Raw genomic sequence first — 18,995 nt, 5'->3', positions numbered from 1 at the left:
ATTCGACCAAACCACGGCGCCGCTGGCGGGGTGGTCCACTGAAGTGGACCCTACAACACACCCTACGACAGCCCGGTGCAATGCGCCCTAGCCGGCCGCCAGGGCGAAGGTGCGGCCCTGGCTGGCGATATCGTCCACGATCACATGGCCGAAGCCGCGGGAGCAGGACTCCACCCGCGCCTCCACCTGGTAGGTGTCGCGCAGCAGCGCCGGGGTGACGATGTCGGCGGTGGGGCCGCAGGCCACCTGGCGGCCGCCGGCGATCACCAGCGCCTGGTCGCAAAAGCGCAGCACATGGTTGAGATCGTGCAGCGTCACCAGCACCAGCATGCCCTTTTCCCGCGCCAGGTCCTTCATGTGGCCGAGCACCTCCACCTGGCGCGACAGATCCAGCGCCGAGGTGGGCTCGTCCATCAGCACGATGTCCGGCTCGCGCACCAGCACCTGGGCCAGGCTGACCAGCTGGCGCTGGCCGCCCGAGAGCTCGCCGAGGTGGCGAAAGGCGAGGGAAGCGATGCCGAGCGCCGCCAGGGTCTGGTCGATGCGGGCCAGCTCGGCCTCGCTCACGCGCCAGCCGCCGCCCTGCTTGCAGGCCAGCAGCACCGACTCGTACACGCTGAGCGCGGCGCTGGCGGCGCTGTCCTGGGGCATGTAGCTGATGCCGCCGCCTTCCGGCCGCAGGCCTTCCACGTGCACCCGGCCGGGGCCGTCGATCAGGCCGCTGATGCGCTTGAACAGGGTGGACTTGCCGGCGGCGTTGGGGCCGATGATGGCCACCACCTCGCCCGCCTTGAAGGTGGGGGTGGAAATGCCCTGCAGCAGCAGCTGTTTGCCGTAGCGGGCACCGAGTGCCTCGAGCCGGATGCTTACCATGAGCGCCTCGTCTGGGACAGGATAAGGGAAACGAAGAAGGGAATGCCGATAAGCGAGGTCACCACGCCGATGGGGAAGATGGTGCCGCTGATCAGCGACTTGCTCACCACCGAGCTGACCGAGAGGATCAGCGCCCCGGCCAGGGCCGAGGCCGGCAGGAAGAAGCGCTGATCCTCGCCGATGATCATGCGCGCGATATGGGGGCCGACCAGGCCGATAAAGCCGATGGTGCCCACGAAGGACACCGGAATGGCCGCCAGCAGGCTCACCAGTAGCAGGGTCTCCAGCCGCAGCCGGCCGACCCTGACGCCGAAGCTCGCCGCCTTGTCTTCGCCCAGGCGCAGGGCGGTCAGGGCCCAGGCCCGGCGGACGAACACCGGCAGCACCAGCGCCAGCGCCAGGGTGGTGATGGCCAGCTTGGGCCAGGTGGCCTTGCTGAGGCTGCCCATGGTCCAGAACACCACCGCCGACAAAGCCTCGGTCGAGGCGAAAAACTGCACCAGCGCCAGCAGGGCGTTGAAGGTGAACACCAGGGCGATGCCGAGCAGCACTATGCTGTTGACCGTCATGCCGCGCCGGGCGCTGAGCAGGTGGATGAGCAGGGCCGCCAGCATGGCCATGACGAAGGCGTTGAGCGGTACCATCCAGGCGATGGCCGCCGGGATGAAGGCCACCCCGAAGGCCAGGGCCAGGGCCGCGCCGAAGCTGGCGGCGGCGGAAATGCCCAGGGTGAAGGGGCTGGCCAGCGGGTTGTTGAGGATGGTCTGCATCTGGGCGCCGGCCACCGCCAGCGCCGCGCCCACCACCACCGCCATCAGTGCGATCGGCATGCGGATTTCCCACAGCACCACCCGCACCTGCAGCGGCACCGACTCGGGCAGGAACAGCGCCCGCACCACTTCGCCCAGGCTGTAGCGGGCCGGACCCAGGGCCAGGTCGGCGCACAGGCTGAGCAGCAGCGCGGCGGCCAGGCCCAGCAGGAGCAACTGCCGCCGCCAGACGATGGTCTTGTAACGGCCGCTGCCGGCGGCCGGGGTCATGGCGTTACTCTGCATCGGTCAGCGACACCCAATAGCCGGGACGGTAGTCGACGGGCAGGAAGCGCTCATGCAGCTCCTTGAAGGTGGCCTCCGGGTCGAGTTCGGCGAACAGCTCGGGGTGCAGCCACTTGGCCATCTGCTGGATGCCCACGAACTGGTAGGGGCTGTTGTAGAACTGGTGCCAGATGGCGTGCATCTGCCGGTTTTGTACCGCCGCGATGCCGGTCATGGCCGGACGCTGGGTCAGTGCCTCGAGCTTGCGCCGGGCCTCGGCCTGGTCCTGGCCCGGGCCCACGCCCACCCAGCCGCCGCCGGGCACATAGGCTTCCCACATGCCGCCGGTGACGATGACATGGTCGGGATTGGAGGCGATGATCTGCTCCGGGTTGAGGTTGCCAAAGGTGGCGGGAATGATGTCTTTGGCGATGTTCTCGCCGCCGGCCAGGGTCACGAACTTGCCGAAGTTGTCGTCGCCGAAGCTCATGCAGCACTCTTCCGAGTAGCCGCCGGCCCGGTCGATGAACACCTGGGGCCGAGTGGGTTGATGCTGCTCGAGCACCTCGGTCACCCTGGCGATTTCGGCGGCGCGCCAGGCGATGAATTCCTCGGCCTTTTCCTCCTCGCCGAACAGCTGGCCGTACAGACGCAGGCTGGGCTCGGTGTGGGTGAAGGGGTGCTCACGAAAATCCACGTACACCAGGGGGATGCCGGCGGCGGCCAGCTTCTCGATGTACTTGGCGTCCTCGGTGGCCTGCTTGGACTCGATGTTCATGATGATGACATCGGGCTTGAGCGACACCGCCTGCTCCACGTCGAAGGTGCCGTCCTTGAAGCCGCCGAAGGCGGGGATCTTCGCCATTTCGGGGAATTTTTCCAGGTAGGCGGCATGGTTGTCCGGATCGGCGCTGGCGAAATCGTCCCGCCAGCCGACGATGCGCTGGAAGGGGTTCTCCCGGTCGAGCACGGCGGTGAGGTAAACCTGGCGGCCTTCGCCCAGGATGACGCGTTGCACCGGCACCTCGACCTCCACCTGGCGGTTGGCGATGTCGGTGACGGTGATGGTTTCGGCGGACAAGGCCAGCGACCAGAGGGCCGCGGCGGCGGTGAACGCCTTGGTCAGGAGGGGGCTGCGCTGCATGGTGTTCTCGTTTGGTTATTAGGACGACAGATGATACTACAAACAATTCTCATTTTGTAAGTGGGAAGTGTTCATGCCAACATCATCAATGGACTCAGTGTCATCGCCGTCAAACAAGCCTGACAAGGGCCATGATCAGGAGCGGACCATCGCCTGATATAATCGTCGGCCATCAGCTTAAAGAGGACTCACTCATGGACCTTATCCGCATTATCGTTGCCATCCTGCTGCCGCCCCTGGGGGTGTTTTTGCAGGTGGGCTTCGGCAAGCACTTCTGGCTCAATATCCTGCTGACCCTGTTGGGCTATATCCCCGGCATCGTGCACGCGGTGTGGGTCATCGCCAAAAAATGAGCCACCGGCCTTTATGCCCGGGAGGGGTCGATGCCTGAGCGGCGCCCGGGGCAAGCGGGCGGTGGCGCGGATGCCGGCAGGGCTCGCCTGAAGCGCCTGGCCTGGCTGCTGGACAGTTCAATCAGGCTGCCCGGCGGCTTCAGGATTGGCCTGGACGGCCTTATCGGCCTGGTTCCCGGGGTGGGGGATCTGGTCGCCGCCGGCCTGTCGGCCTATATCATCGCGGAAGCCGCCCGCATGAAGCTGCCCGCCGGCGTGCTGGCCCGCATGGGGCTGAATGTGCTACTGGAACTGCTGATCGGCGCCATCCCGCTGTTCGGCGATCTGTTCGACTTCGCCTTCAAGGCCAACCAGCGCAACGTGCGGCTGATGGATGCCCATTTCGACAGGATGGCGCGAACGCGGTGAGCGTGCCGGCTGATGTTTGCCGCTCCCTCTCCCGATTCAGTCACTCTTGCTCTCAACCTTGTCACTCCCGCGCAGGCGGGAGTCCAGGGGTTTGCTCCACCGCTGCTGCGTGGATTGCGCCTCCCTTTTTAGTTAGTTAGTCTAACTAAAATTATTTCGGGGAGGATGCCATGGCGCTGACCGACAGCCTGAAACAACTGGAGTGGTTTATCTGGCACCGCTGGCGCGAGCATTCGCGCCAGAGCGGCAGCATGGAGCTGACCAGCAGCGAACTGGAATACCTCTACGGGCTGATGTCGGCCCAGGGGCAGGGGCTGCGGCTGACCGAACTGGCGGCGCTGATGCAGGTGAGCAAGGCCTCGGCCAGCACCATGGCACGCAAGCTGGAACGCCAGGGCTACCTGCGGCGCGAGGCCTGCCCCGAGGACGCCCGGGCCAGCCGCCTGCTGCCCACCGACAAGGCGCTCTACCTGCAGAAGGAAGAAACCAGCGTCTACCGGGAAACGGCGGCGGCCATGAGCCGCGAACTGAGCCCGGCGGAACTCGAGCAGCTCGAACGGCTGCTGGCCAAGGCCTGCCGCGCCCTGGCGTTGCCCCGGGGGCCGCTGCCCACGGCGGATCTGTCCCCCCGCAAGCAGGACTGACGCCATGAACCTGGGTTCGGCGCCGCTCCAGCGCGCCTTCTGGCACTACACCCTGCCGTCGCTGGCCGCGCTGCTGGTCAGCGGTACCTATCAGGTGGTCGACGGCATCTTCGTCGGCCATTTCATCGGCGGCGACGGCCTGGCCGGTATCAACCTGGCCTGGCCCTGGGTGGGCATCATGCTGGCCACCGGCATGATGGTCGGCATCGGTACCGGGGCCCAGGCGTCCCTGGCCCAGGGCGGCGGCAAGCGTGGCCGCGCCGCCCTGTTCGTGGCCCAGGGCCTGTGGCTGCTGCCGCTGCTGGGGCTGCCGCTGGCCCTGGGGTTGACCCGATCGAGCCCCTGGTTCCTGGCCTGGCAGGGGGCCGAGGGCGCGGTGGCGGACCATGCCCAGGCCTACCTGGATCTGATGGCGCCGGCCACGCCCCTGGTGATGGCCGGCGTGGCGCTGCCGTTCCTGGTGCGCAACCTGGGGGCGCCCCGGCTGGCGACCCTGGCGTTGCTGCTGGGGGCCATCGGCAATATCCTGCTGGATGCGGTGTTCATCGCCTGGCTGCAACGGGGGCTCGCCGGCGCCGCCCTGGCCACCCTGCTGAGCCAGGCGCTGGTGGTGGTTGTATGCCTGTGGTTCGTGCTGAGCCGCCGCAGCCGGGCGCCGCTGGACCGCCGGGCCTGGCGGTGGCGGCCCAGGGCGGGTGCCGTGCTGCTGGGCACCGGCTTTTCCAGCATGCTGATGTACCTCTACCTCAGCCTGGCGGTGGTGCTGCACAACCTGCTGCTGCTCAAGCACGGCCAGGCGGTGCAGGTGGCGGCCTACGGCATTGCCGGCTATCTGATGGCCTTTTACTACCTGGCGGCGGAAGGGGTGGCGGGAGGCATGCAGCCCCTGGTGAGTTACTACCAGGGTGCCGGCCAGTCGGCGCGGGTGCGCCAGACCCTGCGCCTGGCCTGCCTGGTCGGGGTGGGGGGCGGCATCCTGCTGGTGCTGGCCATGATGGCGGCGCCGGCCTGGTTCGCCTCGGCCTTTATGGGGGAAGATCCGGCCCTGCTGGCGGCCACCACCAGGGCCATCCGGCTGCACCTGTGGGCCCTGTTCCTGGACGGCTTCCTGGTGCTGGCGGCCTGCTGGTTCCAGTCCCTCGGCCTGGGCCGGCAGGCGACCCTGATCACCCTGGGCAACATGCTGATCCAGCTGCCCTTTCTGGCGCTGCTGCCGCTCTGGCTGGGACTGGACGGGGTCTGGCTGGCGTTGCCCCTGTCCAACGTCTGCCTGTCGCTGTTCGCCGGCTGGCTGCTGTGGCGCCAGTGGCGGCGGCTAGCCGTGCCGGCCGTGCCGCTGGGCGAACGGCGCTGAACGGGAGCCGGCCAGCCTCCGTGCAAGCTGGCCGGCTCGGATCAGCCGGCGTCGTCCAGCAGGCCGGTCAGCTGCCGGGCCAGCGCCTGCACCAGGGGATCGGCGGTGGGCCGGTGCAGTATCACCACCTCCATGGTGTCCACGGTGGCAAAGCCGTCCTCTTCGGTCAGCACCCGGTGCGCCGGGGTCCGGGCCCGGGCCGGCAGCAGGGTGACGCCCAGGCCGTCGGCCACCGCGCCCTGGATGCCGCTCAGGCTGGAGCAGGTGAAGCTGATGCGCCAGCGCCGGCCCGCCTGCTCGACGGCGGTGATCATGTCGTCCCGGTACAGGCCCCGGGGCGGAAAGGCCACCAGCGGTAGCGGATCCTGCCGCCAGGCCGGGTTGGCGGCGCTGTCCAGCCACAGCAGCGGCTCGGGGCGGCAGGCCACCCCGGCCCGGCTGTGGCGCCGCTGCTTGACGAGGATCAGATCCAGCTCGCCGTGATCGTAGCCGGCGGTCAGGTCCCGGCTCAGGCCGCTGGTGACCTCCAGTTTCACCTGGGGGTAGTGGCGGCTGAAGGCGGCCAGGGTGGCGGTCATCCGCGGGGTAACGAAGTCGTCCGGCACCCCCAGGCGGATGCTGAGCGCCAGCTCCGGGCCGGCCAGGGCTTCCAGCAGCCCGTCGTTCAGCGCCAGCATGCGCCGGGCATAACCCAGCAGCGCCGCGCCCGCGTCGGTGGGGCGTATCTCCCGGTTGCCCCGCTCCAGCAGCCGGTGTCCGGCCATTTCTTCCAGCCGGCGCACCTTCTGGCTGATGGTGGACTGGGTGGAATGCAGCCGGGCCGCGGCGGCGGTGAAGCTGCCGCTGTCGGCCACGGTGACCATCACCCGCAGCAGATCCAGATCGAACAGAAGCCTATTTGGTTTTGCACTGGTACCCATTCAAATATTTAACTTTTAAATAGTTAGTCCGACTTCTACCATGCCCGAAGCGACGGTGACAAGCCCGCCGCCCCCTTTTCCCATTCCCGAGAGACGATGCGATGACGACAGCAAGCAGGCCGGTTGAGCAGGGGGCCATGCTGCTCCTGGTGGTGTTGATTGGCCTGAACCTGCGGCCCTTTCTCACCGGGCCCGGGCCCATCATCGAGCCGATCCGGGCCGGTACCGGCCTGGGCTACGTGGGCATGGCGCTGCTGACCCTGCTGCCGACCCTGCTGATGGGGGTGGGCGCCTTTGTTTCGCCGCGGCTCCAGGCCCGCTGGGGCACCCGCAGGGGCATGCTCACGGCGCTGCTGCTGTTGATGCTGGGCTCGGGGCTCCGGCTGCTGGTGCCCGACGGCACCACCCTGATCCTCACCGCCCTGCTGTGCGGGCTGGGGGTGGCCTTCGTCCAGTCCGTCTTTCCCGGCATCATCAAGCAGTATTTTCCCGGCCGGGTGGCCATGGTCACCGGCCTCTATTCGGCCATGATCATGGGCGGCGGCGCCATCGGCGCCCAGCTCACCCCGCGGCTGGCCGGCGGCGGCCACGACTGGCGCGCGGCCCTGGCCTGGCTGGCGTTGCCGGCGGTCATCGCCCTGGCCTGCGCCTGGCGGACCCTGTCGGACCGGCAGAGCCGCCCGCCCGAGCCGGGCCTGGCCCGGCGCCTGCTGGGGCGGCCGCGCACCTGGCAGCTGATGCTCTGCTTCGGCCTGGTTAACGCCGGCTATTCGACCATGGTCACCTGGCTGGCGCCCTACTACCAGCAGCAGGGCTGGAGCGCCGCCGACAGCGCCGGCCTGGTGGCGGCGATGGCCCTGGCCCAGGCGCTGTTCGCGGTGGGCATCACCCTGCTGGCGCGGGGACGGGACCGGCGCCCCTGGCTGTGGCTGACCCTGCTGCTGCAGGCCACCGGCTACGCCGGCCTGCTGTTCTGGCCCGGCCAGTGCCCGCTGCTGTGGGCCGCGGTGTGCGGTATGGGGCTGGGCGGAAACTTCTCCCTGTCGCTGGTGACCGCCCTGGATCATCTGCCCGCGGCGCAGCAGGCGGGCGCGCTCACCGCCCTGATGCAGGGCGGCGGCTTTCTGATCGCGGCCACGGGGCCCCTGGCGGTGTCGCTGGTACGGGAGGCGAGCGGCAGCTTCGCCGGCGGCTGGGCGCTGCACCTGGGGCTGGTCGGCGTGGTGATGCTGATCTGCCTGCGCTTCGATCCCCGGCGCTACCCCCAGGCCATGGCGACGGCCTGAAACCCGCTTTACGTAGCCCACGGACGAAAAGTCATCGACCATGGCGGGTCCATGGTGCATGCTTGTTATTCAATCGGGTCTCCAGGAGGCGTGGTTTGGGTGGTACCTCCCATTCCCATTGGCAACGCTGAGAATATTCGGCCGTTAAGGGTCCCATTCGACAGGAGTCGTCCATGAAGCTATCCGTTCACGCGATCGCCTTATCCCTGCTGCTCGCCGGCTGCACCGGCCAGCCCCAGTCATTCAGCTACCAGGCCCCGCCGCCACAGCCCGAGGTCGCCTCCGGCTACCAGGAGAAACCCGGCTGGGCGTTGCGGGACTATGCGGTGGCGGCCGCCAATCCGCTCGCCACCGACGCCGGCCGCCAGGTACTGGCCGCGGGGGGCTCGGCGCTGGACGCGGCCATAGCGGTGCAGATGGTGCTGGGGCTGGTCGAGCCGCAAAGCAGCGGCATTGGCGGGGGCGCCTTCCTGATGTATTACGACGGCAAGCGGGTCAGCGCCTACGACGGGCGCGAGACGGCGCCGGCCGCGGTTGATGAAACCCTGTTCCTCGATGCCGACGGCGCGCCGCTGCCGTTCAACGAGGCCGTGGTGGGCGGCCGCTCGGTGGGGGTGCCGGGCGCGGTGGCGATGCTCGAGCTTGCCCACCGCGAGCACGGCATCCTGCCCTGGGCCGAGCTGTTCCAGCCGGCGATCCGGCTCGCCGAGCGGGGTTTTGCGATCAGCCCGCGTCTGTACACCCAGCTCGAGTCCGACGCCTTCCTCAGGCAGGATCCGGTGGCCGCGGCCTACTTCTACCAGCCCGACGGCAGCCCCTACCCGGTGGGCCATGTGCTGCAGAACCGGCCCTATGCGACGGTGCTCAAGAAAGTTGCCGCCCGGGGCAGCGCGGCCTTGCACCGCGGCGAGATAGCCGAGGCCATCGTGGCGAAAGTCCGGGGCCATGCGACCAATCCCGGCCAGATGACGCTGGCCGATCTTGCCGGTTACCGGCCGAAGCAGCGCGAGCCCTTGTGCAGCGACTACGATGCCCGTGGCCGGGAATATTTGCTGTGCGGCTTTCCCCCGCCCAGCAGCGGAGCCATCGCCGTCGCCCAGATCCTCGGCATCCTGGGCCATACCGAAGCCGCCGGACTGCCGTTGCAGCGCACCGACGACGGCAAGCCGCTGCCCTCACCGCAGTGGCTGCACCTGTACACCGAAGCCTCGCGGCTCGCCTTCGCCGACCGCGCCAAGTACCTCGGCGATCCCGACTTTGTCAGTCCGCCCGGCGGCAACTGGTCGAGCATGCTGGCACCCGACTACCTCGCCGCCCGAGCCGGCTTGATCGGCGAACGCAGCATGAAAACCGCCGAGCCCGGCCGGCCCGGCGAGATGCAGGTATCCCTGGGGTTGTCCGCTCCGCAACCCGAATACGGCACCAGTCACATCAGCATCATCGACCGCGAGGGCAGGGCGCTGAGCATGACCACGACCATAGAGGCCCAGTTCGGCTCCCGCCAGATGGTGAACCCCTACGGCACGGACACCGGCGGCTTTTTGCTCAACAACGAGCTGACCGACTTCAACTTCGCGCCCAACGACGCCGCCGGCCTGCCCACCGCCAACCGGGTGCAGCCGGGCAAGCGCCCGCGCAGCTCGATGAGCCCGACGCTGGTCTTCGACAAGCCGAGCGGCCGGGTGCTGATCAGCGGCGGCAGCCCCGGCGGCGCGCTGATCATCCACTACACCGCCAAGACGCTGTACGGCATGCTCAACTGGGGCATGGACGCCCAGAGCGCGATTAACCTGCCGAACTTCGGTGCCCTCGGCGCACCGACCCTGCTCGAGGACAACCGCTTTCCGGCCGAGACCCTGGATTGGCTCCGGTCACGCGATCACGAGTTGACCGAAATGGACATGACCAGCGGTTTGCAGGCGATCGGGCGTACCGACCAGGGCTGGTTCGGCGGCGCCGATCCGCGCCGTGAAGGCGTGGTGATGGGCGACTAACCGATCCCCGCCGCCCCGGACCATGGCGACGGCCGGAGGTGGCGGGGCCGTTGGGAAGTGCTCAGCCGGCAAGCCACTGGGGCAGCCACAGGGCCAGGCCCGGGTACAGGCTCACCAGGGCGGCGGCCAGGCACATCAGCATAAAGAACGGCAGGGCGGAATAGGCCACCCGGCCGATATGCTCGCCGGTCAGCCCCTGCAGCACGAACAGGTTGAAGCCCACCGGCGGGGTGATCTGCCCCAGCTCCACCATGATCACCAGAAAGACCCCGAACCACACCGGATCGAACCCCGCCTGCAGCACGATGGGCAGGGTAATGGGCAGGCTCATCACCGTGATGGAAATGCCGTCCAGGAACAGCCCCAGCACGATATAGAACAGCGCCAGGGCCACCAGCAGCAGGGCGGGGGAAAGCTCCAGCCCGGCGATAAAGCCCGCCAGCTCCCGCGGCAGGTGCAGGTAGCCCATGGCGGTGGAGAGCAGGGCGGCGGTCACCAGTATGCTGCACACCATGGTGGCGTTGAGCAGGGTGGCGGCCAGGGCCTCTTTGAACATGGCCAGGCTCAGTTGCCGCTCTGCCGCCAGCAACCCCAGGGTGGCGGCCACGCCCACCGCCGCCGCTTCCGACGGAGTGGCGATGCCCGAGTAGATGGAGCCCATCACCAGGGCAATCAGCAGGAGCACCGGGGCCAGGCAGGCCAGGCTGGCCAACAGCGACAGCCCGGCCGCCGTGCCGCGCGGGGCTTTTTCCGGCCGGCGCAGGGCCAGGGCCGCGATATAGCCGGAGTAGAGCAGGGCGATCAGCAGGCCGGGTATGACCCCGGCCATAAACAGCTGGCTGATGGACACCTCGGCCTGCACCCCGTAGACGATCATCACGATGGACGGCGGGATCAGCAGGCCCAGGCTGCCGGCCCCGGCCAGGGAGCCGATGGACAGTTGCCGGTCGTAGCCCCGGCGGGCCAGCTCGTGGGTGGTGATCTTGCCGATGGTGGCGGTGGTGGCGGCGCTGGAGCCGCTCACGGCGGCGAAGATGGCGCAGCCGAACACATTGGTGTGCAGTATGCCGCCCGGGATCTTCTGGGCCCAGGGCTCCAGCCCGCGGAACAGCCGGTCCGAAATATTGGAGCGGAAAATCAGCTCCCCCATCAGGATGAACAGCGGGATGGCCGACAGCTCCCAGGCGTTGCCGGCGCGGTAGAGGATGCGGCTCAGGATCATGCCTGCCCGATCCAGGTCGAAACCGCCCAGCCACACCAGCGAGCCCAGCGCCACCGCCGCCAGCCCGGCAAACACCCAGGTGCCCAGGCCCAGCAGCAGGAAGATAAGGCCGATCACCCCGGCCGCGGTCAGAAGGGTATCCATCAGTGTTCTCCTTGCCGGTTAGCGGCCCGGGTAACGAGGCCGAGCGCCCGGCCCAGCAGGCTGAGGCACAGCAGCGCCATGCCCAGCCAGACCATGCCTTCGGGCAGCCAGAGCGGGGTGTCGGCCAGGGTGTCGCTGGTGGTGCCGTGCTGGTAGCTGCGCCAGACGTTCCGGCCCCAGAACCAGGCCAGGGTGGCGAAGGTGAACAGCGCCACCAGGGTGGCCAGCAGTTCGGGCAGCCAGTGCCAGCGGGGCGGCAGTTTGTCCACCAGCAGTTGCACCCGGATGAGGGAGCCCCGCTCCAGGGCATAGCCGAGCCCGAGAAAGGTCATGGTGGCCACCCCGTAGCCCACGAACTCGTCCAGCACGAAGGTGGAACGGCCGAACAGCCGCAGCACTATCTCCAGCAGGATGTGGCCGGTGATGTAGAGAATAAGCCCCATGGCGAGCCCGCCCGCCAGCTGGTTGAGCCGGCGGCTGAGCAGGGTGATCAGCGCCGCCATGGCTCAGCCTTCCTGCCGGAACTGCTCGAGGATCTGCCGGCCGCGCTCGCCGGTTTCCTTCAGCCAGCCGTCTATCGCGACCTGGGCGGCCTGTTGCAGCGCCTGGGTGAAATCGGCGGGCAGCTCCTCCCTGATGGCCACGCCGTGCTCGTTCAGGGTCCGGTAGTTGGCGGCCACCCGGGTACGCACCTGCTGCCAGTTGTGGGCGTCGGTCTGGCGCGCGGCTTCCAGCAGGGCGGCCTGCTGTTCGGGCGTGAGCCGGTCGAACTCGTCCTTGTTCATGTGCACCATGTTGAGCGGAATGGCGTACTGGATGGCGCTGTAGTGCCGCAGCTGCTCCCAGAAGCTGGCGTTGGCGCCGGCCTCGGCGGAGGTGAGCACGGCGCTGATGCCCCCGGTGGAAAGCTGGGGCACCACGTCGGCCCAGGACAGGTTCACCGGGGTGGCGCCGGCTTCCTTCAGGGTGAGGGTGCCGTTCTTGTCGTAGGTGCGGATCTTCAGGTTTTTCAGGCCGGCGGCGGAGGCCACCTCCTGCTTGGCCCAGATGCCGCTGGCCGGCCAGGGCGAGGCGTAAAGCAGGATCTGGTCGTTGTCGGCGAACACCTGGTCATAGTGGGGGCGGGCCAGGCGGTACAGCCGCTCGGCCTGGTCTTCGTCGCGCACCAGGAAGGGCAGGGAAGAGAGCGAGAAAATCGGGTCTATCCCCGCCAGGGTGCCGGCCAGGGTGTCCGCCAGCTGGATGGCGTTGTCCGCCACCGCGTAGAAGTGATCCGCCGACTTGTAGCCCAGGGCGCCGCCGGTATGCAGGGTGATCACCACCTCGTCGTTGGTCAGCTCCTTCACCTTGTCGATAAAGTAGCTGTCGCCTTCGGCATGGATGGAGCCGTGGTTGTATTCGTTGGAAAAGTCCATCCGGGTGGCGGCGGCCCCCTGCAGCGGCAGCAGGGCGGCGAGGGAAAGGGCGAGGGCGGAAAGGGTGTGTTTCATGGTGGTGTCATCCCTGAGAGTGAGTTCCACCCGAGTATGGGAACTTGCCGAAAGCGGAAAAGGCGCAGAAACGACGCCGAAATAGTCGACAGCGGCGTGGCCAAGCGGGAGTTAACCCGGCCGTTACATAGGGCCGGGTTGTGTTACATCTTTGTACGGCAGGGTCGGGTACTGCTTGCCGTTATTGGGTTGGAAGCCCTTCAGGGTTGCTTGTCGAACACCTTGACGCCCTCGGGAATCGGGAACCAGTCCTGTTTCTGGCTTACCCACACATGGGCGCTGGGCTGGATCAGGCGGGTGTCGGCCAGGCTGGAGGGCTTGAGCTTGATGATGCCCGGTTCATCGGGATTGAAGTGGTAGAGGCGGTTGCCGCAGACCGGGCAGAAGCTGGCGCCGTTGATGTTGCCGCTCTCGGCCACCCGGCGCCACTCGGCCATCTCCCCCTCGAATTGCACCGCCTCGGCGCGCACCACGGCGGTGATGCTGAAGGCGCTGGTAGAGAGCTTCTGGCACTCCTTGCAGTGGCAGGCCACCACCATCAGCGGCGGTTCTTTCAGTTCATAGGTTACGCCGCCGCACTGGCAGGAGCCCTTGATGGGGTAGTTCATCGTCATTACTCCGCATGGGTGATACAGGGAACAAGCAGTGGTTCTTTGGACACCATCCTTGATTATGTCTCATATGAAACCATAAGTGCAGCGAGCCGGGAAGTGGCCACCGCCGGCCCGCAGCCGATAAAGCCGCAGGCCAGGGTGGTTATGGCTACACCAGGCGGCAGCGGGCGCCCAACCCCCGTAGCGCGATGTCGCTCAGGCCCTGGGTGGGCGCCGCGCAGCCCTTGGCGATGATATGGACCTGCATGCCCTGTGCCTGGGGCGAGAGCGCGGTATGCGTCACGCAATGCTGGGTCATCATGCCGGTCAGGTAGATGTCGGTGATGCCCGCATCGCGCAGGATAGGCTCCAACCCGGTGTCGAAGAAGCTGTCGGCCTGATGCTTCAGGACGACCGGGGCATCGCCCAGTGCGGCGGTGATGGCGGGGTGAAGTTCCGCGCCTTCGGTGCCGGGGACAAACGCCGAGGCCTCGGGGGGATTGAGGTGCCGCACGCCCACCACCAGCCAGCCGTCGCGCCTGGCCTGTTCAATCGCTCCCACGGCCGCCTGGCAGGCTGCTTCTGCATGTTCCAGGGTGAAGGCGCCGCCGGGGAAGTAGTCATTCTGGATATCGATCACGATCAATGCGTTGCTCATGGCATTTTTCCTTTGGTGAACCGGGATGAAGGCTGCCCCGGGAATAGAGGCAGCCGGTATTATTCAGAATGTCATCACCTCCCCGTCGGCCGGCACCCGCACCCGGTCCTGCACGCCTTTTTCCTGCACGAAGCGTCTCAGCTCCTCGCGGCTCAGGGCGGCGTGGTTGACGGCGTCCATGTGCACCGCGACGACGGTGGCCTGGGGGGCCTGTTCGAGGGCGCGCAGGGTGTCTTGCTTGCCCATGATGATGGAGCCCTCGAAACCGTCCACCCGGGCATCGCCGGTATTGAGCACGATGACGTCCGGGCGGTACTGGGTCAGGGTATCCTGCACTTCCGGCCGCCAGATGGTGTCGCCCGCCAAGTACAGGGTTTTGCCGTTATCGGCCCGCAGCACCACCCCCATGGCCTCGCCGAGCAGTTCGGCGAGGGGCGGGGCGGCGTACATCTGGTCGGTGCCGTGCTGGCCGCCGGTCCTGCTCAGGGTGATGCCGTTGAACTCGGTGTGCTCGCCGACCACGCGCACGTCGGTGAAGCCCTGGGCGCGGATAAGGCCGGCATCGTCGTCATTCTGGACGAACAGCGGCATGGTTTTTGGCAACAGTGCCTGGGCCGCGTCGTCCCAGTGGTCCAGGTGGGTGTGGGTGACGATGACGGCGTCCACGTCCTCGATCACCGCTTGTGCCGGCATCGGCAGTTCGATCATCGGGTTGCGCAGCTCGCTGCGGTAGGTTCCCTCGAAGCCGGGGTAAGTATCTTTTTGGGCCAGCATGGGGTCGACCAGGAAGGTGGTGTCCCCGTAGGTGACCTTGGTGGTGGCGTTGCGGATATGCTGCAGCTGAAGCGACGGCCCATCCGTTGTGGTGGCTGTGGTCGAGCCGGACTGGGCCACCGCGTTGCCTGTGCCCAGGGCCAGCGCCAGGATCAGGGAATGGGCGAGGGGGTTGCTTTTCATGGTATTGCTCCTGAGTGGTTAAGCGATGGAGGCTATTATCGATGCCTCTGGCCACCCAAAAAATTGACCTTTATGCCAATGATCGAAAAGATTGGGCCATGCTGTTAGGATGAGGCTCCCGCCGTTTGTGAGGTGTTCCTATGTCCAGGCCCCTGGTTGTCCTTGTGCTCTATCCACGTTTCAGCCCCTTCCATGTGTCGGTGCCTTACGCGATATTCGATTCGATGCTGCCGGATAATCCCTTGTTTTCACTTAAAATCGTGTCTCCCGGCGGCCGGCCGCAGCAGGCCGAGCGGGCGATGACGATAGCGCCCGACGGCGGGCTCGAATGGCTGGAAACGGCGGACATCGTGGTGGTGCCGGGATGGCACGATCTGAATGTGCCGCCGGAGCCGGCCCTGGCCGAGGCGCTGGTGCGTGCCCACAGTCGGGGGGCCCATGTGGTGGGGCTGTGTTACGGCGCCTATGCCCTGGCCTACGCGGGCCTGCTGGATGGCCGCAAGGCGGCGACCCACTGGATGGCCGAGCAGGACTTCGGCCGGCGTTTTCCGGCGGTGGCGCTCGACACCAACGCGCTCTACGTGGAAGACGAGCGCCTGATCACCTCCGCTGGCACCGGCGCGGGGCTGGACTGCTGCCTGTACATAGTGCGCGCCTATTACGGCACCCGGATAGCCAACAAGGTTGCCCGCATCATGGTGGTGCCGCCGCACCGCGAGGGCGGGCAGGCCCAGTTCATCGAACAGCCCGTCGCCCTTTCCACCCAGGACGCCCATATCAACCGGCTGCTCGACTACCTGCGGGAAAACCTGGCCCGGCCGCACGGCATCGACGAGCTCGCCGCCCGCACCGCCATGAGCCGCCGTACCTTTACCCGCCATTTTCACAAGGCCACCGGCATGACCTTTGGCGAATGGCTGGTGAACGAGCGCCTGCAGCGCAGCCTTGAACTGCTGGAAAACCATTCCTTCTCGGTGGAAAAAGTCGCGGAAATGGTGGGTTTTCAAACGGCGACCTCGTTCCGCCAGCACTTCCGGCAACGATACCAGGTCAGCCCCCGGGCCTGGCGCAAAACATTCGGCGAAGTGGAAGGCTGAGGTTTTGCGCTTCCTCGCCAGCGCGGCGGCGGAGAAGCGAACAGCGGGTTTAAATGTTAAAGTAAGCGAAAACGGACTGTTACCGGACTGTATCCAGGATGACCATGAAGCTTAAACCGCTGCCGCCCATGAACAGCCTGATCGTGTTCGAGGCGGCGGCGCGCCATCTGAGTTTTACCCTCGCCGCCAGCGAACTGAACGTGACCCAGGGGGCGATCAGCCGCCAGATCCGCCAGCTGGAGGACTACCTCGGCAAGGCGCTGTTCGTGCGGGCCAGTCGCAGCATTACCCTGACACCCACCGGGCTGCAGTATTACCAGACCGTGTACCGTGCCCTGCTGGACGTGGCCCAGGCCACCGGCGAAATCAAGAAGTGGCAGGGGGAGCAGCAGGTGACCGTGGCCACCACCAACGCCATGGCGGCGCTCTGGTTGCTGCCCAAGGTCGCCTCCTTTCAACAACAGCACGAAGAAATAGACCTGCGCATACTGGCGACCGACAACATCATGGATCTGCGCCGGCTCGACTGCGATCTCGCGCTGTTCTACTGCCGGGTGCCGCCGGCGGAGATGAAGGTCACCCCCCTGTTCCCGGAGGAGGTGTTCCCGGTGTGCAGCCCGGACTACCTGGCGCGGTTGGGCGAATGCCACAGCCCGGAGGAGATCTTTGGCAAGACCCTGCTCTATCTGGACGAGTCCCAGCGGGACTGGCTCAACTGGCCGGAATGGTTCCAATCGGTGGGCCTGCCGGTGATGGCGCCGCGCAACAGGGTCAACATCAACAACTACCCCATGCTGCTGCAGGCGGCGATCAACGGCCAGGGAATCGCCCTGGCCTGGGGCTCGCTGGTGGACGACTACCTGCAAAGCGGGGCCCTGGTGCGGCCGGTGGACACGGTACTGCGTACCCAGGCCAGTTTTTCCATGCTGGAGCCGTTGGGACGGGGCCTGGTGCCGGCCAGCGTCAAGCTGTTCCGCAGCTGGCTGCTGGAGCAGTTGCCGGGGCAGGTGGGGGAAAAGGGCCTGGCCTGAGCCCAGGCCCTGGATAGCAAAACGCCGGGACAGTGCCCGGCGTTTTTTTGCTCACTTGCCGAACTGGGGCTCGGCCTGCCACGGTTCTTCCGGCGCCTGCTCCGGCAACGAGCCAGTCAGACTGGACGGCTCTGGCCGCACGTGCTCTGGCAGCATGGCCCAGGGCTGGGGCTCGCGGCGGATGCTGTGGAACAGGGTCAGGCTCATCACGGTAATAAAGATGGCGATGGGAAAGCCGGCGATGATGGAGGCGGCCTGCATCGCCTTGAGCCCGCCGGCATAAAGCAGCACGGCGGCGATGGCGGCGATGATCACCCCCCACAGCACCCGGATCATGGTCGGCGGCTCGCTGGCGCCGGCGGCGTCCAGGGTGCAGAGCACCAGGGTGCCGGAGTCGGCCGAGGTGATGAAATAGGTACCCAGCAGCACGCAGGCCAGCACACTCAACAGCTTGCCCAGGGCGCCGGCGTCCAGGTTGTCGAACAGGGTGAACAGCGCCCGGGTGGTGTCGGCCTTGGTAGCGGTCAGGACCGGGCCGCCGGCGAAGGGGGCTTGGGCCGGCTCACCAGCCTCGGCCAGCACCACCGCCTGTTGCTCGTAGGCGAGGCGGGCATCCTGCTCCACCTTGAGCGCGGCACCGCCGAACACCGATATCCACAGGAAGGTGATCAGGGTGGGCACGATCAGGGCGCCGCCGATCAGCTCGCGGATGGTGCGTCCCCTGGAAATGCGGGCCACGAACATGCCGACGAAGGGTGCCCACAGCATCCACCAGGGCCAGTAGTAGGCGGTCCACAGATTTTGCCAGCCGGAGTCGGCCTGGGCATCGCTCCACAGGCTCATGCCGACGATGTTCTGGGCATAGTTGCCGGTGCTTTCCAGCAGGGTATTGAGCATGTAGCGGGTGGGGCCGACGTAGAGCACTATCATTACCAGCAGCAGCGACAGCAGCATGTTCCACTCGGACAGCCGGCGGATGCCCCGGCCCACGCCCGACAGCACCGAGGCCACGGCGCAGGTGCACAGCACCATGATGATCAGCAGCTGCACGCCGAGGCCGATACCCACCCCGAACACCTGGTTCAGGCCGGAGTTGATCTGGATGACCCCCATCCCCAAGGACTGGGAAATGCCGAAGGCGGTGATGGCCACGGACAGGATGTCCACCGCGTGGCCGATGGGGCCGTAGATGCGGTTGCCGATGATAGGGTAGAGGATGGATCTCAGGGTAAAAGGCAGGCCCTTGCGATAGGAAAAATAGGCCAGCGCCAGGGCGACGATGATAAACACCGACCAGGGATGCAAACCCCAGTGGAAGAAGGCCAGCTGCATGGCCATGCTGGCCGACTCATTGCTTAAGCCCGTGGTGAAGGGGTTGTCGGCATAGAGCCACATGGGCTCGGCCACCGACCAGAAGATAAGGCCGATACCCATGCCGCCCGAAAACAGCATGGCCACCCACGACAGGTAGCTGAACTCGGGCTTTTCATCGTCCTTGCCCAGGCGGATATGGCCGTAGCGGCTGATCATCAGATACAGCAAAAAGCCGACCAACAGAGTGACCAGACCCAGATAAAACCATTTCACATTCTGTAGCAGAATGCCGGAAACGGCTTCGAAGTATTGTCCGGCCTGGTTGGCCAGAATGGCACAGAACAGCACGAAGCTGATCACCAGCACCTTAGACGCAATGGTCACGGTCGGGTTCAGTCCCTTCAGGATCCCGGATTTGGCACGCATAATTCCTCCCTCTGCGTTGCGCTTGATGTAGGGTTAACCAGTTATTAACCAGG

General features: G+C 66.7%; 19 protein-coding genes. 8 read left to right on the top strand and 11 right to left on the bottom strand.

Annotated elements, in window-relative coordinates; all coding sequences use genetic code 11:
* Positions 1–87: 87 nt before the first annotated feature.
* The 3 genes from ACT7DK_RS12390 to ACT7DK_RS12380 are packed head-to-tail and all read right to left on the bottom strand — an operon-like array spanning position 88 to position 3,051.
* On the bottom strand, positions 88–873 hold the full coding sequence (locus ACT7DK_RS12390) for an ABC transporter ATP-binding protein (protein WP_445399569.1): 786 nt from the start codon (positions 871–873) through the stop codon (positions 88–90).
* Positions 867–1,913, bottom strand: a complete 1,047-nt coding sequence (locus ACT7DK_RS12385; RefSeq protein ID WP_198401718.1) for a FecCD family ABC transporter permease — start codon at positions 1,911–1,913, stop codon at positions 867–869. The genes ACT7DK_RS12390 and ACT7DK_RS12385 overlap by 7 nt, the downstream gene beginning before the upstream one ends.
* A gap of 4 nt (positions 1,914–1,917) precedes the next feature.
* Entirely contained in the window at positions 1,918–3,051 is a 1,134-nt protein-coding gene (locus tag ACT7DK_RS12380) for an ABC transporter substrate-binding protein (protein ID WP_445399566.1), read from the bottom strand.
* 194 nt (positions 3,052–3,245) lie between these two features.
* On the opposite strand from ACT7DK_RS12380, the gene ACT7DK_RS12375 reads away from it, so the two are divergent.
* The 4 genes from ACT7DK_RS12375 (at position 3,246) to ACT7DK_RS12360 (ending at position 5,810) form a co-directional block, all read left to right on the top strand.
* Positions 3,246–3,404: a YqaE/Pmp3 family membrane protein gene (locus ACT7DK_RS12375; RefSeq protein ID WP_138887876.1), complete on the top strand. Its 159-nt coding sequence runs from the start codon at positions 3,246–3,248 to the stop codon at positions 3,402–3,404.
* Between the two features lie 30 nt (positions 3,405–3,434).
* Positions 3,435–3,812 carry a DUF4112 domain-containing protein gene (locus ACT7DK_RS12370; RefSeq protein WP_445399564.1) on the top strand — a complete coding sequence of 126 codons (378 nt, stop codon included), beginning with the start codon at positions 3,435–3,437 and terminating at the stop codon, positions 3,810–3,812.
* 170 nt (positions 3,813–3,982) lie between these two features.
* Positions 3,983–4,456, top strand: a complete 474-nt coding sequence (locus ACT7DK_RS12365; protein ID WP_445399562.1) for a MarR family winged helix-turn-helix transcriptional regulator — start codon at positions 3,983–3,985, stop codon at positions 4,454–4,456.
* A 4-nt stretch (positions 4,457–4,460) separates the two neighbouring features.
* Positions 4,461–5,810, top strand: a complete 1,350-nt coding sequence (locus ACT7DK_RS12360) for an MATE family efflux transporter (protein WP_445399560.1) — start codon at positions 4,461–4,463, stop codon at positions 5,808–5,810.
* Between the two features lie 41 nt (positions 5,811–5,851).
* Here ACT7DK_RS12360 and ACT7DK_RS12355 read toward each other — a convergent pair whose 3' ends face one another.
* Positions 5,852–6,730, bottom strand: coding sequence for a LysR substrate-binding domain-containing protein (locus tag ACT7DK_RS12355; protein ID WP_445399558.1), 879 nt, complete (start codon positions 6,728–6,730; stop codon positions 5,852–5,854).
* Between the two features lie 101 nt (positions 6,731–6,831).
* On the opposite strand from ACT7DK_RS12355, the gene ACT7DK_RS12350 reads away from it, so the two are divergent.
* Both ACT7DK_RS12350 and ACT7DK_RS12345 read left to right on the top strand, forming a co-directional pair.
* On the top strand, positions 6,832–8,016 hold the full coding sequence (locus ACT7DK_RS12350; protein WP_445399556.1) for a cyanate transporter: 1,185 nt from the start codon (positions 6,832–6,834) through the stop codon (positions 8,014–8,016).
* A 173-nt stretch (positions 8,017–8,189) separates the two neighbouring features.
* Positions 8,190–10,010, top strand: coding sequence for a gamma-glutamyltransferase family protein (locus ACT7DK_RS12345; RefSeq protein ID WP_445399554.1), 1,821 nt, complete (start codon positions 8,190–8,192; stop codon positions 10,008–10,010).
* Positions 10,011–10,071: 61 nt separating this feature from the next.
* On the opposite strand, the gene ACT7DK_RS12340 is transcribed toward ACT7DK_RS12345, so the two are convergent.
* The 6 genes from ACT7DK_RS12340 to ACT7DK_RS12315 form a co-directional block, all read right to left on the bottom strand.
* Positions 10,072–11,376, bottom strand: coding sequence for a TRAP transporter large permease (locus ACT7DK_RS12340; RefSeq protein ID WP_445399552.1), 1,305 nt, complete (start codon positions 11,374–11,376; stop codon positions 10,072–10,074).
* Positions 11,376–11,879: a TRAP transporter small permease gene (locus tag ACT7DK_RS12335; protein ID WP_445399550.1), complete on the bottom strand. Its 504-nt coding sequence runs from the start codon at positions 11,877–11,879 to the stop codon at positions 11,376–11,378. Before ACT7DK_RS12335 ends, ACT7DK_RS12340 begins: the two co-directional genes overlap by 1 nt.
* Positions 11,880–11,882: 3 nt before the next feature.
* The gene (locus tag ACT7DK_RS12330; protein WP_445399548.1) at positions 11,883–12,866 is read right to left on the bottom strand and encodes a TRAP transporter substrate-binding protein; all 984 of its coding nucleotides are present in this window, start codon (positions 12,864–12,866) and stop codon (positions 11,883–11,885) included.
* A gap of 200 nt (positions 12,867–13,066) precedes the next feature.
* Positions 13,067–13,474 carry a GFA family protein gene (locus ACT7DK_RS12325; RefSeq protein ID WP_445399546.1) on the bottom strand — a complete coding sequence of 136 codons (408 nt, stop codon included), beginning with the start codon at positions 13,472–13,474 and terminating at the stop codon, positions 13,067–13,069.
* 154 nt (positions 13,475–13,628) lie between these two features.
* Positions 13,629–14,117, bottom strand: coding sequence for an isochorismatase family protein (locus ACT7DK_RS12320; RefSeq protein ID WP_445399544.1), 489 nt, complete (start codon positions 14,115–14,117; stop codon positions 13,629–13,631).
* Positions 14,118–14,180: 63 nt separating this feature from the next.
* Positions 14,181–15,074 (bottom strand): MBL fold metallo-hydrolase, encoded by an 894-nt coding sequence (locus tag ACT7DK_RS12315; RefSeq protein ID WP_445399542.1) that lies wholly within the window; start codon positions 15,072–15,074, stop codon positions 14,181–14,183.
* 140 nt (positions 15,075–15,214) lie between these two features.
* Here ACT7DK_RS12315 and ACT7DK_RS12310 point away from each other — a divergent pair, with 140 nt between their 5' ends.
* Both ACT7DK_RS12310 and ACT7DK_RS12305 read left to right on the top strand, forming a co-directional pair.
* Positions 15,215–16,171: a GlxA family transcriptional regulator gene (locus ACT7DK_RS12310; protein WP_445399540.1), complete on the top strand. Its 957-nt coding sequence runs from the start codon at positions 15,215–15,217 to the stop codon at positions 16,169–16,171.
* Positions 16,172–16,275: 104 nt separating this feature from the next.
* A complete protein-coding gene (locus tag ACT7DK_RS12305) occupies positions 16,276–17,202 on the top strand; it encodes a LysR substrate-binding domain-containing protein (protein ID WP_445399538.1) in 927 nt (308 codons plus the stop codon).
* A gap of 51 nt (positions 17,203–17,253) precedes the next feature.
* Here ACT7DK_RS12305 and ACT7DK_RS12300 read toward each other — a convergent pair whose 3' ends face one another.
* The gene (locus tag ACT7DK_RS12300; RefSeq protein WP_445399536.1) at positions 17,254–18,942 is read right to left on the bottom strand and encodes a BCCT family transporter; all 1,689 of its coding nucleotides are present in this window, start codon (positions 18,940–18,942) and stop codon (positions 17,254–17,256) included.
* Positions 18,943–18,995 lie beyond the last annotated feature (53 nt).

The sequence above is a fragment of the Zobellella sp. An-6 genome, assembly GCF_052487945.1.
This window is presented reverse-complemented; position numbering and strand designations above follow the sequence as displayed.

What these genes read in the sequence shown, in the direction of transcription:
- ACT7DK_RS12390 (WP_445399569.1), bottom strand. Translation starts at nt 873, where the DNA reads ATGGTAAGCATCCGGCTCGAGGCACTCGGTGCCCGCTACGGCAAACAG.
- ACT7DK_RS12385 (WP_198401718.1), bottom strand. Translation starts at nt 1,913, where the DNA reads ATGACCCCGGCCGCCGGCAGCGGCCGTTACAAGACCATCGTCTGGCGG.
- ACT7DK_RS12380 (WP_445399566.1), bottom strand. Translation starts at nt 3,051, where the DNA reads ATGCAGCGCAGCCCCCTCCTGACCAAGGCGTTCACCGCCGCCGCGGCC.
- ACT7DK_RS12375 (WP_138887876.1), top strand. Translation starts at nt 3,246, where the DNA reads ATGGACCTTATCCGCATTATCGTTGCCATCCTGCTGCCGCCCCTGGGG.
- ACT7DK_RS12370 (WP_445399564.1), top strand. Translation starts at nt 3,435, where the DNA reads ATGCCTGAGCGGCGCCCGGGGCAAGCGGGCGGTGGCGCGGATGCCGGC.
- ACT7DK_RS12365 (WP_445399562.1), top strand. Translation starts at nt 3,983, where the DNA reads ATGGCGCTGACCGACAGCCTGAAACAACTGGAGTGGTTTATCTGGCAC.
- ACT7DK_RS12360 (WP_445399560.1), top strand. Translation starts at nt 4,461, where the DNA reads ATGAACCTGGGTTCGGCGCCGCTCCAGCGCGCCTTCTGGCACTACACC.
- ACT7DK_RS12355 (WP_445399558.1), bottom strand. Translation starts at nt 6,730, where the DNA reads ATGGGTACCAGTGCAAAACCAAATAGGCTTCTGTTCGATCTGGATCTG.
- ACT7DK_RS12350 (WP_445399556.1), top strand. Translation starts at nt 6,832, where the DNA reads ATGACGACAGCAAGCAGGCCGGTTGAGCAGGGGGCCATGCTGCTCCTG.
- ACT7DK_RS12345 (WP_445399554.1), top strand. Translation starts at nt 8,190, where the DNA reads ATGAAGCTATCCGTTCACGCGATCGCCTTATCCCTGCTGCTCGCCGGC.
- ACT7DK_RS12340 (WP_445399552.1), bottom strand. Translation starts at nt 11,376, where the DNA reads ATGGATACCCTTCTGACCGCGGCCGGGGTGATCGGCCTTATCTTCCTG.
- ACT7DK_RS12335 (WP_445399550.1), bottom strand. Translation starts at nt 11,879, where the DNA reads ATGGCGGCGCTGATCACCCTGCTCAGCCGCCGGCTCAACCAGCTGGCG.
- ACT7DK_RS12330 (WP_445399548.1), bottom strand. Translation starts at nt 12,866, where the DNA reads ATGAAACACACCCTTTCCGCCCTCGCCCTTTCCCTCGCCGCCCTGCTG.
- ACT7DK_RS12325 (WP_445399546.1), bottom strand. Translation starts at nt 13,474, where the DNA reads ATGAACTACCCCATCAAGGGCTCCTGCCAGTGCGGCGGCGTAACCTAT.
- ACT7DK_RS12320 (WP_445399544.1), bottom strand. Translation starts at nt 14,117, where the DNA reads ATGAGCAACGCATTGATCGTGATCGATATCCAGAATGACTACTTCCCC.
- ACT7DK_RS12315 (WP_445399542.1), bottom strand. Translation starts at nt 15,074, where the DNA reads ATGAAAAGCAACCCCCTCGCCCATTCCCTGATCCTGGCGCTGGCCCTG.
- ACT7DK_RS12310 (WP_445399540.1), top strand. Translation starts at nt 15,215, where the DNA reads ATGTCCAGGCCCCTGGTTGTCCTTGTGCTCTATCCACGTTTCAGCCCC.
- ACT7DK_RS12305 (WP_445399538.1), top strand. Translation starts at nt 16,276, where the DNA reads ATGAAGCTTAAACCGCTGCCGCCCATGAACAGCCTGATCGTGTTCGAG.
- ACT7DK_RS12300 (WP_445399536.1), bottom strand. Translation starts at nt 18,942, where the DNA reads ATGCGTGCCAAATCCGGGATCCTGAAGGGACTGAACCCGACCGTGACC.